Annotated in this window: 15 protein-coding genes; 7 read left to right on the top strand and 8 right to left on the bottom strand. The window is 67.3% G+C overall.

From position 1 onward, the window contains the following. Positions 1-12 precede the first annotated feature (12 nt). The 4 genes from NX782_RS01515 to NX782_RS01530 form a co-directional block, all read right to left on the bottom strand. Positions 13-885, bottom strand: a complete 873-nt coding sequence (locus NX782_RS01515) for a fumarylacetoacetate hydrolase family protein (RefSeq protein ID WP_258843717.1) — start codon at positions 883-885, stop codon at positions 13-15. Further along, positions 882-1,976 carry an amidohydrolase family protein gene (locus NX782_RS01520; protein ID WP_258843718.1) on the bottom strand — a complete coding sequence of 365 codons (1,095 nt, stop codon included), beginning with the start codon at positions 1,974-1,976 and terminating at the stop codon, positions 882-884. The genes NX782_RS01515 and NX782_RS01520 overlap by 4 nt, the downstream gene beginning before the upstream one ends. A gap of 133 nt (positions 1,977-2,109) precedes the next feature. After that, positions 2,110-2,742, bottom strand: coding sequence for a TetR/AcrR family transcriptional regulator (locus NX782_RS01525; protein ID WP_258843719.1), 633 nt, complete (start codon positions 2,740-2,742; stop codon positions 2,110-2,112). A gap of 2 nt (positions 2,743-2,744) precedes the next feature. Then, positions 2,745-3,545 (bottom strand): SDR family NAD(P)-dependent oxidoreductase, encoded by an 801-nt coding sequence (locus NX782_RS01530; protein WP_258843720.1) that lies wholly within the window; start codon positions 3,543-3,545, stop codon positions 2,745-2,747. Positions 3,546-3,621: 76 nt separating this feature from the next. Between NX782_RS01530 and NX782_RS01535 the strand changes: the two genes are divergently transcribed. Further along, complete coding sequence (locus NX782_RS01535; protein WP_258843721.1) at positions 3,622-4,383, top strand: DUF2889 domain-containing protein; 762 nt, start codon at positions 3,622-3,624, stop codon at positions 4,381-4,383. Here NX782_RS01535 and NX782_RS01540 read toward each other — a convergent pair. Genes NX782_RS01540 through NX782_RS01555 form a run of 4 tightly spaced genes read right to left on the bottom strand, consistent with a single transcriptional unit; the run spans position 4,355 to position 8,647 of the window. Then, the gene (locus tag NX782_RS01540) at positions 4,355-5,587 is read right to left on the bottom strand and encodes an NAD(P)/FAD-dependent oxidoreductase (protein WP_258843722.1); all 1,233 of its coding nucleotides are present in this window, start codon (positions 5,585-5,587) and stop codon (positions 4,355-4,357) included. The genes NX782_RS01535 and NX782_RS01540 overlap by 29 nt on opposite strands. A gap of 28 nt (positions 5,588-5,615) precedes the next feature. After that, complete coding sequence (locus NX782_RS01545; RefSeq protein ID WP_258843723.1) at positions 5,616-6,893, bottom strand: MFS transporter; 1,278 nt, start codon at positions 6,891-6,893, stop codon at positions 5,616-5,618. 1 nt (position 6,894) lies between these two features. Beyond that, on the bottom strand, positions 6,895-7,890 hold the full coding sequence (locus NX782_RS01550) for a fumarylacetoacetate hydrolase family protein (protein WP_258843724.1): 996 nt from the start codon (positions 7,888-7,890) through the stop codon (positions 6,895-6,897). Positions 7,891-7,939: 49 nt separating this feature from the next. Further along, positions 7,940-8,647, bottom strand: coding sequence for an SDR family NAD(P)-dependent oxidoreductase (locus tag NX782_RS01555; RefSeq protein ID WP_258843725.1), 708 nt, complete (start codon positions 8,645-8,647; stop codon positions 7,940-7,942). Positions 8,648-8,780: 133 nt separating this feature from the next. Between NX782_RS01555 and NX782_RS01560 the strand changes: the two genes are divergently transcribed. From NX782_RS01560 to NX782_RS01585, 6 genes are all read left to right on the top strand, one after another. Continuing rightward, entirely contained in the window at positions 8,781-9,179 is a 399-nt protein-coding gene (locus NX782_RS01560) for a Zn-ribbon domain-containing OB-fold protein (RefSeq protein WP_258843727.1), read from the top strand. Then, positions 9,176-10,369 carry a thiolase family protein gene (locus NX782_RS01565; protein WP_258843728.1) on the top strand — a complete coding sequence of 398 codons (1,194 nt, stop codon included), beginning with the start codon at positions 9,176-9,178 and terminating at the stop codon, positions 10,367-10,369. Before NX782_RS01560 ends, NX782_RS01565 begins: the two co-directional genes overlap by 4 nt. A 74-nt stretch (positions 10,370-10,443) precedes the next feature. Beyond that, on the top strand, positions 10,444-11,232 hold the full coding sequence (locus NX782_RS01570; protein ID WP_258843729.1) for an IclR family transcriptional regulator: 789 nt from the start codon (positions 10,444-10,446) through the stop codon (positions 11,230-11,232). An 85-nt stretch (positions 11,233-11,317) separates the two neighbouring features. Further along, positions 11,318-11,533, top strand: a complete 216-nt coding sequence (locus tag NX782_RS01575; RefSeq protein WP_258843730.1) for a ferredoxin — start codon at positions 11,318-11,320, stop codon at positions 11,531-11,533. Between the two features lie 8 nt (positions 11,534-11,541). Beyond that, positions 11,542-12,300: an SDR family NAD(P)-dependent oxidoreductase gene (locus tag NX782_RS01580; RefSeq protein WP_258843731.1), complete on the top strand. Its 759-nt coding sequence runs from the start codon at positions 11,542-11,544 to the stop codon at positions 12,298-12,300. Positions 12,301-12,338: 38 nt separating this feature from the next. Then, a complete protein-coding gene (locus NX782_RS01585; RefSeq protein ID WP_258843732.1) occupies positions 12,339-13,280 on the top strand; it encodes a VOC family protein in 942 nt (313 codons plus the stop codon). Positions 13,281-13,303: the final 23 nt, after the last annotated feature.

Raw genomic sequence — 13,303 nt, forward strand, 5'->3', positions numbered from 1 at the left:
CGTTCTGTCTCCTCAGGCGCCGGGCTTGGGCCCGACGACGTTTCTAATGGTGCCGATACCTTCCACGCTCGCTTCGACCACGTCGCCCGGCTGCAGGAACAATCCGGTGCCCTGCCCCACGCCGGCGGGCGAGCCGGTGAACATGATGTCGCCGCCCGCGAAGCTGGAACGCGCCTCGACGAAGCGCAGCAGCTGGCCGACGTCCCAGGTCATCTCGCTGGTATTGCTGTCCTGCCGCACATCGCCATTGACCTTGAGCGTCAGGCGCAGATGCGGACTGCCGGCCGGGAATTCGTCGCGCGTCACGATCCATGGCCCGACCCCGGTGCTGCGGTCCTGGCTCTTGGCGGCAAACAGGTCCATGCCGATGCCGGCCGGACCGCTGCGCTGCAGGTCGCGCGCCGATACGTCGTTGCCGACCGTGTAGCCCAGCACGCTGGCGAGCGGATTCTCGGGGTCGACCGGCGCGTCGCCGATCACCACCACCAGCTCGACCTCGTGATCCAGCTCCGAGGTCAGCGGCGGATAGCGGATCGGGTCGTTCGCGCCGATCAGCGCGCCGTAGGCTTTCAGGAAGGCGATCGGCTGCTGCGGCGACTTCAGGCCGAAATCCGCCGCCAGGTGCTTGGCGTAGTTGGCGCCCGCCACGACCACGCGGTTGACCGGCTCGACCGGCGGCAGCAGGCGCACGCCGGACAGCGGGCGCGCCGGGCCGGAAAAGGGCAAGCCTTCCCTCCCCTCGCCGGCGCGGCCGGCGGCGATCGCGCGCGTCAGTGCCGGGCCCCAGTCCGCAAAAGCGCCGGCGATCGGGCGCAGCGTCTGCGCGACCGTATCCACCAGCGCCCAGAACGGCGCGCCGCCATCGGTGCAGCGTGCGAGCTTCATGCCGCCAGCGCCGACGGTTTCGGCACCTCGACCAGGGTCGACGGATCGATGTGCAGCAGTTCGCAGGCATTCTTCCAGCGGATCTTCTGCAGGTCCTCGTCGGACAGGCGCAAGCCGTCGGTCAGGTCATGGCGGACCGCATCGCTGCCGCCGAAGTTGGAGCCATACAGCACGCGGTCGGCGCCGATGACCTCGATCATCGCCTGGCGCATCGGCAGCTCGTGCAGTTCGACGTCGAAGTAGAAGTTCTTCAGGTACTCGAGCACCGGCTTCTTGTTGTGCGCCACGTCCAGGTTCGGGTTGGTCTGCGCGAGGCGCCCGAGCTGGTAGGGCACGAAGCCGCCGCCGTGGGTGATGTAGACCTTCAGGTTCGGGAAGCGGTCGAACACGCCGCCGTTGATCATGTTCCAGAAGCACTTGGTCTCGTCGTAGTTCATGCCGACGATCGCGGTGGTCTCGTAGTTGTCGCTGTTGGCGTCCTCGCCCCAGGTCACCGACTGGTTATAGCCGTGCACGAACATCGGCAGGTCGAGGTCGCACAGCGCCTTCCACACCGGGTCCAGCTCGGGCGAATCGAACTCCAGGCCGCCGAAGTTGGCGCCGCCCGCCACCAGGCCCTTGGCGCCGAGCGTGGTGCAGGCGCGGCGGATTTCCTTGGCCGCCTCGTGCGGCACGTTCAGCGGCGCATGGGCCCAGGCCATCAGGCGGTTCGGCGCGGCCGAACAGTACTCGGCCAGCACGTCGTTGACCTTTTGCGCGAAGGGCACGCCGAATTCCGCCTCGGCCCAGTACATGTAGCAGTGCGAAGGAACGGACACCACCTGGGCGCTCTGCCCCGCCGCGTCCATGCCGGCCAGGCGCGTCTTCGGGTCGGCCCAGCGGTCGAGATACTGGTTGATGTCGAGCTTCTTGCCCTCGGCCTGGGCTTTCTTCAGCGCGGCGCGCCGTTCGGGGGAGCCGAGCGAGAGGATCCAGTGGCCGACACGCAGCTTGATGTCGCCATCAGGACGTTGTTCGAAGAAGGGACCCCAGTGCGGGTGCTGGTTGTAGTAACCGGGGTGCGGGGCGTGGGCGTGAAGGTCGATGAGCATGCGGCGTCTCCCTATGAGGATTGATTATCCCGACCGCAGGCGCTGGGTGTCTCCATCAGTCCGCACTCGGTCGGTGCTTTGCATCAGGACCCATCATGCCAAAAATAGACAGAAATGGCAAATGTGTTTAGTTTTATTTTTTCGGCGTTGCGCGCGACTCGCATTCGACGATCGAATACAGGAATGCGACGATGCGCTGGACGCCGTCCTCCGGCCGCTTGTTCGGCACCACCAGCTCGCTCAGCACGCAGCGGATCAGCAGCTCGCAGATCAGTTCGCGATCGATGCGGATACCCAGGCGCAGGTCCCAGGAATCGAACACGCCGTGCATCAATTCGTCGATGCGCACGAGCGACTCGTGGAACAGCCGCCCGAACAGGCGCAGCGCGTACTCGGGGGCGGCGCGCAGCAGGAGCCGGGCCTGCCCGTGCGCAGCATAGTCGTCCAGGTAGCGCACCAGGGCAAGAAAGCGCTGGTCTGGCTCCTCGTAGGGAACGACGGCATCCGCCATCGCCTTCTGGAAAGACGAGCGCTTGTGGCGCGCGAACGCGTCCAGCAGCTCGTCCTGCGACGAGAAATAGCGGTAGAAGGTGCCACGCGACACCTGCGCGAGCTCGCATACGTCGAGTACCGAAATACGCTCCGATCCTTCACGCAGCAGTATCGCCTCGGTTGCCGCCAGGATCGCAGCGATGGTCGACTCGGCGCGCCGGTTGCGCTTGCCGCTCGCGGGACGGGCGACGCTGGCGCCGGTTTCCGTGTACACCGTCAATAATCCCTGACCGGCACATGGGCCGGCCTCGAGTTATATCCTGGCAGGTGCAATCCGCCATCGACGTGGAAGGATTCGCCGGTGACGTAGCGCGACATGTCGCTGGCCAGGAACACGACCACGGGGCCGATGTCCTCTTCCGGGTCGCCGCAGCGCCCCAGCGGGCGCATGGCCGCCGAGCGCTCCGCGAATCCCGGGTTCTCGGCCGCCAGCTTGTGGAAGGTGGCGCCCATCGCCGTCGGCGCGATCGCGTTCACGGTGATATTGAAGCGCCCCCACTCTGCCGCCGCGCTGCGCGTCAGGCCGACGATGCCGGCCTTGGCGGTGTTGTAGTCGGCATGCAGCCAGGCGCCGATGTCGACGTCGATCGAATAGAAGTTCACGACCTTGCCGCCGCCGCGGGCGCGCATGTGCGGCAGCGCCGCGCGCATTGCCCACCAGCAGGCCTTGACGGTCGAGGTCAGGGTCTGTTCCAGCATCTCGTCGGTTTTATCCTCGAGCAAGACGTTCGGCGTCGGCACGAAAGCGTTGTTCACCAGGATGTCCAGGCCGCCGAAATGCGCGACCGCCGCCTCCACCGCGGCCAGCACGGATTCCTTCCGCAGCACGTCGGTATGCACGAACAGCGCCCGGCCGCCGAGCTCCTCCACCTCGCGCGCCACGCGGGCGCCGCTCTCGCGGTCGATCTCGGCGATGACCACCGCCGCCCCCTCGCGGGCCATACGGCGCGCCACGCCGCGTCCGATGCCGCCGCCGGCGCCGGTGATGAGTGCCACCTTGCCTTTCAGAAGTTCCATGCCAGTCTCCTCACTTTTGAACATATTTTCTGTTATTGTACACATTCATGACAATAACTCATACCGGGAATCCCTCATGCAACGCTTTCGCAGGCGCATCGAGCTGGCCGCCCGCCAGGACGAACAGGGCGGGCAGGTGCGCGCCGTCCTCGAGGACGACTTCCATCATTTCCGTGTCGTGGTCGACCACCGCGGCGGCATCGTCACCGCGGTGCGCGGAGAAACGCCGCGCCATCCCTTCACCGCCTGCCCTGGCGCCGCACCGGAGCTGAACCGCCTGGCCGGGATGCGCCTTGACCGCATCGCCAGTTCGGTCACGCTGCATACCGACGCGACCCAGCAGTGCACCCACATGTTCGACCTGGCGGGCCTGGCGATCGCCGCGGCCGCGCGCGGCGACCGCTACCGGCGCTACGACGTCGAGGTGCCGCGCCACGTCGACAGACGCGCGCCCGCGCGCCTGATGCGCGACGGCGTGCTGGTGCTCGAGTGGGAAGTCGAAGGCAGTGCGATCCTCGGGCCGGCGCCGTATGCCGGCGTCGACATGCGCAAGGGGATGGCGCGCTGGGCGCTGGGCGCCTTGCCGGCCGAGGAAGCCGAAGCGGCCCTGGTCCTGCGCCGCTGCGCCCTGATCTCGCTCGGGCGCCTGAAGGACATCGACCGCGAGCCGCATGCCCACCTCACCGGCCGCTGCTATGCCCAACAGCCCGAGCGCGCGCTCCAGGCGATCCGCATCGTCGGCTCGACCTGGGATTTCAGCGAACGCCCGCAGGCGCTGTGCCTGGATGACCAGGACTGGCTGGACGATTTCAGCGATTCTGCGCTTCCCATGTCTTGAGATCGAAACCGGGCGAGGCGGCCACGGCCGGCGTCAGCGCCGGCCGGCGCGCCAGGATCTTGCGCGCCGCCATGTGGTCGCCGACGCGCCCGCAGGACTCCACCGCCAGCAAACGTTCGCCGGCAAAGCACAGTACCGAGACCTGCTGCGCGCCGGGTTCGCCCAGCACGACGTGATTGTCGGCGCCCAGCGCCAGCCCGGCGATCTGCAGCTTCAGGCTGCCCTGGTCGGTCCAGAACCAGGGCAAGGCGGTATACGGCGCCGGCTTGCCGGAAAGGCGCGCGGCGATCAGGCGGCCCTGGTCGACGGCGTTCTGGACCGATTCGAGGCGGGTCAGCCGTTCGCCGTTCTGCAGGCAGGGAAAGGAGGCAACGTCGCCCAGCGCGGAAATATGCGGATCGGAGCTCAGGAGGTTGGCGTCGACCGTGATGCCGTTGTCGATGGTCAGGCCGGCCTCGAGCGCCAGCGCCACGTTCGGGACGACGCCGATCCCGTACACGACCAGGTCGGCCGCCAGCCGCTCGCCATTCGAGGTCAGCACCGCCACCGCCCTGCCGTTGTCGCCTTCGATTTCCGAGACCGCGGTGCGGAAGCGGAACTTGACGCCCCAGGACTCGTGCGCCACGCGGAACAGCTCGGACATCTGCGGCGACACGGCGCGCGCCATCGGACGCTCGCCCAGCTCCAGCACCTCCACGGCGGCGCCGGCCGCCGCCGCGACCGCCGCGAATTCGAGTCCGATGAAGCCGGCGCCGATCACGACCACCCGCCGGGCCTGGGCCAGCAGCGGCGCCAGCGCTTCGGCGTCGGCCCGGGTCTTGAGCCCGAAGACGCCGGTCAATGCTGCGCCCGGGACGTTCAGCGGACGGTTATGGGCGCCGGTGGCCAGTACCAGGTGATCGTAGTCGAGCGCCTGGCCCGAGGCCAGCAGCAACCTGCGATTCTGGCGGTCGACCGCGGCGCCACGGTCGGCCACCAGGTCGATGCCTTGCTCGGCGTAGAACTGCGCCGGGCGGAACTGCATCGCCGTGGCGTCGATCTTCCCCAGCAGGTAAGCTTTCGACAAGGGTGGCCGCTGGTAAGGCAGCCAGGGTTCGTCGTTGACCAGGGCGATCCGGCCTGCATAGCCCTCCTGCCGCAGGGACAGCGCTACCTGCACGCCGGCATGCCCGGCCCCGGCGATCACGATTGAATTGAGCGACATGCTTGCTTCCTCATTGTTCAGAAAGGTTTCAGGCGGCTGCGCGCGCCTGGACCGCGGGCTGCGGACTGCGCCCCAGCGTGAGCAGCAGGAGCGAGCCTGCCAGCGTGCTCGCCGCGCAGTAGCCGAGCATCATCGTGTAGGCGCCCGTCGCACTGAACATGGCGCCGAACATCAGGGGCGCCGCGGCCGAGGCCACCGTGATCAGACCCTGGTGCAGTCCGAAAATGCGGCCGTAGTCCTTCAGCCCGAAGTAGCGGGCGATGAGAAATGCCGCGATGTCGAATTCGGCGCCCGCGCCCAGGCCGGCCAGCGCCGCGGCGACGCTGAGCAGGACAGGGTCGGTGCTGCCGGACAGGAAGATCGACGCGCCGGCGGCCGGCAAGGCCAGGCTGACGGCCGCCACGGCCGGCGGCCAGAGCCGGTCCAGCAGGTAGCCGACCAGCAGGCGACCCAGCACCAGCGCGATGCCGAACCATGCGAACACCTGGGTGGCGCTGGCCAGCGCCAGGCCGCGGTCGCGCAGCATCGGCACGGTGCTGGTGACCATGCCCATAACCGCCGACACCACCAGGCACAGGGCCAGGTTGCAGATCCAGTACTTGGGCGAGGCCAGGGCGGCGCGAAAGCGCATGCCGGCTAGCGCCGGCGCGGCCGCGGCGCCTGGCGCAAGGGCACCGGCATCCGCCGCCGCGTGGGCCGGCGGCAGGCGGAACCAGGCCAGGGTCAGCGGCATTCCGATCACGACGTTGACCAGCGCCAGGATCACGAACGGCGCCTGCCATCCCCAGTTGGCGACGCCCCAGGCGAACAGCGGCGGCGTGAGCGCCGCCGTGATCCCGGTGCCCGACAGGCCCAGCGCCAGCGCCAGGCCGCGGTTGCGGACGAACCAGAGGTTCAGCAACTGGGTCCAGGTGACCGCCAGCGCCCCCATCCCGACGATGGGTAGCAAGAAGAAGGCGGCGTACAGCGACCATATCGAACCCCGGATTTGCGTGGTGGCGAGATAGCCCAGCGCCATCGTGAACAGCGACACCAGGGTGACGCGCTTGATGCCGAAACGCAGGTTGAGCCAGCCGACCAGCTGCAGGCCGATCACGGCGCCGCCGAACAGGAAGCTGATCGCCGCCTGCAAGGCCGGGCGCTCCCAGCCGAACTGTTGCTGCAAGGGGATCACCAGCACCCCGAAGCCGTACAAGAGCGCGGCATTAATGCTGATCATGACGCCGGCAATCGCCAGCAGCAGGATGCGCCAGCCCTGCCTGAATTCGGCGAAGTCGATCGCCGCGCCGTTCCTTTTTCCGACCATGCTAGTCTCCTTTGGGCTTCACGATGCGGCTGCGCAGGATCCCGATGCCCTCGACCTCGAGTTCGATCAGGTCGCCCGGCTTCAGGTAGCGCAGCTGTTCGAGTCCGCAGCCGTTGCCCACCGTGCCGGATCCGAGCACCTCGCCCGGGTACAGCGTTTCGTCGCGCGAGATATGCTCGATCACGTCCTCGAAGCGCCAGCGCATGTCGCGCGTGCTGCCCCTGCCCCATTCCTCGCCGTTCACCCGGGCGATCATGGCCAGGTCGTAGGGATCGGGCAGCTCGTCGGCGGTGACCAGGCAGGGCCCCATCACGTTGCCGGTGTCAAAGTCCTTGCTCTTGGCCGGCCCCAGCATGCCGCCCATTTCCATGGCCTGCGCGTCGCGCGCACTCATGTCGTTGAAGATGGTATAGCCGACGATGTGATCGCGTGCCCGCTCGCGCGGGATGTTCTTGCCCTTGCGTCCGATATAGCAGGCGAATTCGAGTTCGAAATCCATCGCCTTGCTGTACGAAGGCCAGATGACATCCTCGTCCGGTCCGATCACGGCGAAGCGGTTGCACTTGTAATAGATCGGCTGGCGGTTGAAGGTGGCGATCACGCGCTCGTCGGCGCGGGTGTTCATCTGCGCCAACGCTTCCTCGGGATTGGGCAGGTGGGCCACGCGGGCGCGGCGCGCGGCCGCGAAGCTCTGCTTCAGGTGCAGCTCGAAGCAGGAGCAGTCGCGCATCTGCGGCGGCGGCTGTATCGGTGCGCACAGTTTCACGGCCGCGCGCTCGACGACCGTCCCCGCGGGCGCACGCGCGGCCAGGCGGCGCGCCTCTTGCATGGCTTCGTCGCCCGCCTCGACCAGCGCCAGGATACTGGCGAAGGCCGGCCACCCACCCAGGCCAGTAGCGCTGGCGGCCTTGCTCAGGTCGACGATCGCCGTGTCGGATTCGATCAAGGCGCCGGGGCGCATGGTGCCGGACGCGTCGCGGTAAGTAACCAGTCTCATTCCTGTCTCCGTCCTTTGTTATATTTGTCCACGGGCGCGCCGCGGCTTGCTACACCCGGCCGTTGACCGGGATGCTGGCGCCGGTCAGCGCCGAAGCATCGTCCGACAGCAGGAAGGCGATCACCGCCGCCAGCTTGTCGGGCGCCACCCAGCGGCTGAAGTCGGCGTCCGGCATGTCGGCACGGTTGGCCGGCGTGTCGATAATGCTGGGCAGGACGGCGTTCACCGTGACCCTGCGGTCCTTCAGTTCTTCCGCCAGTGCTTCGGTCAGGCGCACCACGCCGGCCTTGGACGCGGCATACGCGCCCATGCCCATGCCGGCCTTCTGCGCCGCGGCCGCGCCTACGTTGACGATGCGTCCGCTCATCCGCTCGCTACGGCCCGCCAGCAGGTGCGGCAGCGCCGCCCGGCAACTGGCCACGGCGGTGCGCAGATTGGTCTCGTACATGCGATCCCAGGACGCCAGGGCGCCGCCCTCGACCGTCTCCCAGGTGAAGCCGCCGGCCACGTTGACGACGCCGTCCAGCGCGCCGAGGGCCTCGGCGACCTGCGCGTATGCCGCCTGGCAGGCGGCCTCCTGGCCCAGTTCCACGCCGCCGAATGCCAGCACGCCATCGGAAAGGCCGCCAGGTGCCGGGGCGCGGTCCAGCAGGGCGACGCGCGCGCCCTCGGCGACCAGCCGTGCGGCGACGGCACGGCCCAGCGCGCCGAAGCCGCCGGTTACTACGAAGGTACGGGAATCGAGTCGCTGCGGCATGGCGGAATCTTTCTTCTCTGCTAGGTTGGAGGGTGCGCCTTGCTGAAAACTTTAAACATATTTTCAATTTCTGTCTACATAGTTGTAGAATCTCCCTACCGATAGTCCGTAAGCACTCGCCGGAGGCCAAGGCATGACGAGAAAACTCCCCGCACTCACTCCCGACAACCGGGCCTTCTGGCAAGGCGGCGCCGAGGGCCGGCTGCAGATGCACCATTGCAATGCCTGCGCACGCTTCTTCCATCCGCCGGCGCCGATCTGTCCGCGCTGCCTCAGCCTGGAAGTCGGGCCGCGCGCCGTCTCGGGACGCGGCAAGGTCCTCACTTATACGGTCAACCACCAGGCCTGGCGCGCGGACCTGCAGCTGCCCTATGTGGTCGCCATCGTCGGGCTGGCCGACCAGGAGGGCCTGCGTTTCGTGAGCAACATCGTCGGCACCGAGCCGGACCAGGTCGCGATCGGCATGCCGGTCCAGGTCCGCTTCGAGCAGGTCGAGGACGTCTGGCTTCCACTGTTCGAAAGGGCTGCATGATGTTCGACCGGATCTACGAAAAGGACGTGGCGATCACCGGCATCGGCCAGTCGGAAGTCGGCCGCCCGTCGGCGAAATCGGCGATGCGCCTGACGCTCGACGCCTGCCTGGAAGCGATTGCCGACGCCGGCCTGACGCGCGACGAGATCGACGGCGTCGCCTGCTGGCCGGGCGACAACAACAACGGCGACGCGTTTTCGCCGGTCGGACCGAATGCGCTGATCGGCACGCTGGGCTTGAAGGTCAACTGGTTCGGCGGCGGCTATGAAGGACCGGGGCCGCTGGCCGGCATGATCAATGGCGCGATGGCGATCGCGGCCGGACTGTGCCGCCACGTGCTGGTATTTCGCACCATTACCGAAGCGACCCGGCGCCAGACCGACAAGGGCGCCAGCGCGCTGACCAACAAGACCGTCGGGCGCGACAGCAGCTTTTTCTGGCAGTGGTACACGCCGTTCAACGTGCTGTCCGGGATCAGCCTGATGGCGATGTACGCGCAGCGCCATTTTCACGAATACGGCACCACGCCCGAGCAGCTGGCGCAGATCGCCCTCACCTGCCGCGCCAACGCGGCGCTGAACCCGAAGGCGATCTACCGCACGCCGCTGAGCATGGACGACTACATGGCCTCGCGCATGATCTCGACGCCGCTGCGCATGCTCGACTGCGACGTCCATTGCGATGCCTCGACCGCCATCATCCTGTCGCGCGCCGACGCGGCCAGGGATCTTCCGAATCCGCCGGTGCGTATCGAAGCGATCGGTTCCGCCCTGCGCCAGCCGTGGTCCTGGGACCAGATCGACCTGACCGCGATGGCCACCGTTGATGCCGCCGACATGATGTGGTCGCGTACCGACTTCAAGCCGGGCGATGTCGGCAATGCGCAGCTGTACGACGGCTTCTCGATCCTGACCATGATGTGGATGGAAGCGCTGCGCCTGTGCCCGCGCGGCGAAAGCGGCCGCTTCGTCGAAGGCGGACGCCGCATCGCCCTCGACGGCGCGCTGCCGGTGAATACGAATGGCGGGCAGCTGTCGGGCGGCCGCACCCACGGCCTCGGCTATGTGCACGAAGCCTGTACCCAGCTATGGAATCGCGGCGGCGCGCGCCAGGTGAGGCCGCACCAGGTCTCGGTGGTCGCTTCGGGCGGTGGCCCGCTGGCCGGCAGCCTGCTGCTGGTGCGCGACTAGGGCCTTCTTGTTCGCTGCGGCGCGCTTGCTCCGGAACGATTCTGATATTAGAATTGCATTTTCTGGAGCATTCCATGCCTAGCGCTACCAGCAACGACGAATTAACCGATTCCTCGACCGGCGTGACCGTCAAGCCGGTCGTGAATGCGGTCCGCATCCTGCGCTTCCTGACCGCCTCCGGTTCCCCGGAGCGTGCATCCGACATCGCGCGCGAATTGTCGATCAATCCCAGCACCTGCTTCAACACCTTGCGTACGCTGGTGGCCGAAGAGATGCTCGACTTCGACCCGCTGTCGAAAACCTATACCACGGGGCTGGGCCTGGCCAAGCTGGTCGAGCATCTGGTCACGCAGGGCCAGCGCCTGGACGTCGTGCGCCCGCTGATGCAGGAATTCGCCGCCGCGCACCACGTCACAGTCACCTTGTGGCGGCGGATGGGCAATGACCGGATCGTTCTGGTCAGCTCGGAAACCAGTCCTGGCGACTTGCGCATCGACATGGCGATCGGCCAGCGCCTGCCGGTACTGATGGGCGCCAGCGGACGCCTGTTCGCCGCCAGGCTCGGCCTCGACGAGGAACGCCTGCGCGCCGTGTTCGACAAGGTGCGCTGGGCGCGCCCGCTGAGCTTCGAGGACTACCAGCGCCAGGTGCTCGATGCCGCCGCCAAGGGCTGGGCGATCGACGACGGCTATTTTTCGACAGGTATCCTGGCGGTCGCGGCGCCCGTGGACGACCGCACCGGTGCGATTGCCTACGCGATGTCGGCGGTGACCTTCCGCGGCCAGTACGCCGACGCCGAAGTCGAGAAGCTCGGCCAGTCACTGAGCAAGGCGGCGGCGAAGGTCGGCAACATCCTGTTCTGATCGCACAAAACGTGACAGTTTTTTGATTTGTGTGCATAATCGTCTCACGGTCGACGCGGCCGGATAATTATTAAAGAGACGAATCATGAGCGATCAAGTGCTTCACCGCGTAATCATCGAACGCAGCCGCTGCTGCGGTTACGGCCTCTGCGCCGCTATCTGCCCCGAGATCTACAAGCTCGATTCCGGCGGCATCGCCTACGTCGACAGCGATGTCGTCCCCGACGAACTGCTGGAGAGCGCGCGCGAAGGCGCGGCCGCCTGCCCGGCCGAAGCCATCGTCATCCAGGCGCCGGCCTGAGCCTCGCCATGAACCGATTAGCTGGAAAGGTCGCCCTGATCACGGGCACCGGCGGCGGCCAGGGCCGCGTGGCCGCCCTGTATTTTGCGCGCGAAGGCGCGACCGTGGTCGGCTGCGACGTCGACCGTGCCGGGCATGAGGAAACCGCGCGCCTGATGGCGGCCGAGGGCTACACATTGCACGGCAGCGCGCCGGTCGATCTCGGCGACCACGAGCAGGCCAGGCGCTGGGTCGAGGCCGCGGCCGAGGAATGCGGCCGCATCGACATCCTGTACAACAATGCCTCGGCGGCGAGGTTCGGGCCGGTCGGCGAGATGTCGGTGGAAGACTGGCACTACACCATCCGCAATGAGCTCGACCTCATCTTCTTTACCACCCGCATCGCGTGGAAACACCTGGCGGCGCAGGGGGGCGTGGTGATCAACATCGCCTCGACCGCGGCCTGGGGCGGCTCCCGCGCGGCCGGCATCAGCGCCCACAGCGCGGCCAAGGGCGCGGTCGTGTCCTTCACGCGGCAGCTGGCGGTGGAAGGCGCGCCGCTGGGCATCCGCGCCGTCAGCATCAGCCCGGGCTTCGTGCGCACGCCCGGCACCGCGGCCTTCGTCGACAACCCGGCCACGCGCCGCATCATCCTCGACGGCGTGCTGCAGGACCGCCCCGGCGAGCCGGAGGAAGTCGTCTCGCTCGCGCTCTACGTGGCATCGGACGAAGCGCGCTTCATGACCGGCTCCGACCTGGTCGTCGACGGCGGTCTGCTGGCCATCTAGCGCTCACGCACTGCACATAAAACCAAAGGAGGAGACAAGTGGACATCATCGGCATCGGCTACCTCGGCTTCGAGACTGCCAACCTGGACGCCTGGCGCGAATACGGCCCCCAGGTGATGGGTTTCCAGACGGGCCCTGCCCCGGAAGGCGATCAGGACTCGCTGTACTTCAGGATGGACGACCGGCGCCACCGGATCGCCTTCCACCCAGGGAAGATCGATCGGCTGGCCTACATCGGCTGGGAAGCAAAAGGGAAACTCGAATTCCAGGCGGCGGTCGAACGCTTTCGCGAGCATGGGGTCGAGCTCATCGTCGCCGACGAAGCTCTGCGGGAGCGCCGCGGCGTCAAGGAGTTGGTGCGCTTCCGTGACCCCGTCGGCTACCAGCACGAGCTGTTCTATGCACAGAAATGGATGCCGCGTTCCTTCCAGCCGGGGCGCCCGCACGGCGGCTTCACCTGCGGCGAGCGCGGCGTCGGCCACGTGGTTTTGATCACCCCGGAGTTCGGACCCGAGCTCGAACACTTCCTGACCGTCGTCATGGGCATGCGCTACTACGGCGCCGGCGCCGGCAAGGGCAAGACGGGCTTCTTCCGCGCCAGCCTCAACAACCATACCAGCCACGACATCGCCTACGGCTTCGGCCCGGGCAAGGCCGGCGTGCAACATGTCGGCATCACCGTCAACTCGGTGCGCGACGTCGGCGAGACCTACGACCTGGTTCGCAAGAAGGGCTTGCAGATGATGATGACCCTGGGCCAGCATACCCAGGACCCACACATGTCCTTCTACCACTTCACGCCGTCCGGCTTCGCCATCGAGTGCATCGCCGAGCTCGAGCCGTGGCACGACGATGGTTTCGAACTCAATCCGGAGAAGCTGTCGACCTGGGGCCACGAACTGGTCGGCCCGATCTTGGGACCGAGCGTGCGCACGCCCCAGGAGGTGTTCGATCCGGAAGTGGTGGCGGAAAAATATTGAGGTCGATATGAACGCCGTTCCCG

It is taken from the genome of Massilia norwichensis, from assembly GCF_024753245.1.
GTDB classification, from domain to species: domain Bacteria; phylum Pseudomonadota; class Gammaproteobacteria; order Burkholderiales; family Burkholderiaceae_D; genus Telluria; species Telluria norwichensis.

What these genes read in the sequence shown, in the direction of transcription:
- NX782_RS01540 (WP_258843722.1), bottom strand. Translation starts at nt 5,587, where the DNA reads ATGTCGCTCAATTCAATCGTGATCGCCGGGGCCGGGCATGCCGGCGTG.
- NX782_RS01550 (WP_258843724.1), bottom strand. Translation starts at nt 7,890, where the DNA reads ATGAGACTGGTTACTTACCGCGACGCGTCCGGCACCATGCGCCCCGGC.
- NX782_RS01570 (WP_258843729.1), top strand. Translation starts at nt 10,444, where the DNA reads ATGCCTAGCGCTACCAGCAACGACGAATTAACCGATTCCTCGACCGGC.
- NX782_RS01575 (WP_258843730.1), top strand. Translation starts at nt 11,318, where the DNA reads ATGAGCGATCAAGTGCTTCACCGCGTAATCATCGAACGCAGCCGCTGC.
- NX782_RS01565 (WP_258843728.1), top strand. Translation starts at nt 9,176, where the DNA reads ATGATGTTCGACCGGATCTACGAAAAGGACGTGGCGATCACCGGCATC.
- NX782_RS01520 (WP_258843718.1), bottom strand. Translation starts at nt 1,976, where the DNA reads ATGCTCATCGACCTTCACGCCCACGCCCCGCACCCCGGTTACTACAAC.
- NX782_RS01555 (WP_258843725.1), bottom strand. Translation starts at nt 8,647, where the DNA reads ATGCCGCAGCGACTCGATTCCCGTACCTTCGTAGTAACCGGCGGCTTC.
- NX782_RS01560 (WP_258843727.1), top strand. Translation starts at nt 8,781, where the DNA reads ATGACGAGAAAACTCCCCGCACTCACTCCCGACAACCGGGCCTTCTGG.
- NX782_RS01545 (WP_258843723.1), bottom strand. Translation starts at nt 6,893, where the DNA reads ATGGTCGGAAAAAGGAACGGCGCGGCGATCGACTTCGCCGAATTCAGG.
- NX782_RS01580 (WP_258843731.1), top strand. Translation starts at nt 11,542, where the DNA reads ATGAACCGATTAGCTGGAAAGGTCGCCCTGATCACGGGCACCGGCGGC.
- NX782_RS01530 (WP_258843720.1), bottom strand. Translation starts at nt 3,545, where the DNA reads ATGGAACTTCTGAAAGGCAAGGTGGCACTCATCACCGGCGCCGGCGGC.
- NX782_RS01535 (WP_258843721.1), top strand. Translation starts at nt 3,622, where the DNA reads ATGCAACGCTTTCGCAGGCGCATCGAGCTGGCCGCCCGCCAGGACGAA.
- NX782_RS01515 (WP_258843717.1), bottom strand. Translation starts at nt 885, where the DNA reads ATGAAGCTCGCACGCTGCACCGATGGCGGCGCGCCGTTCTGGGCGCTG.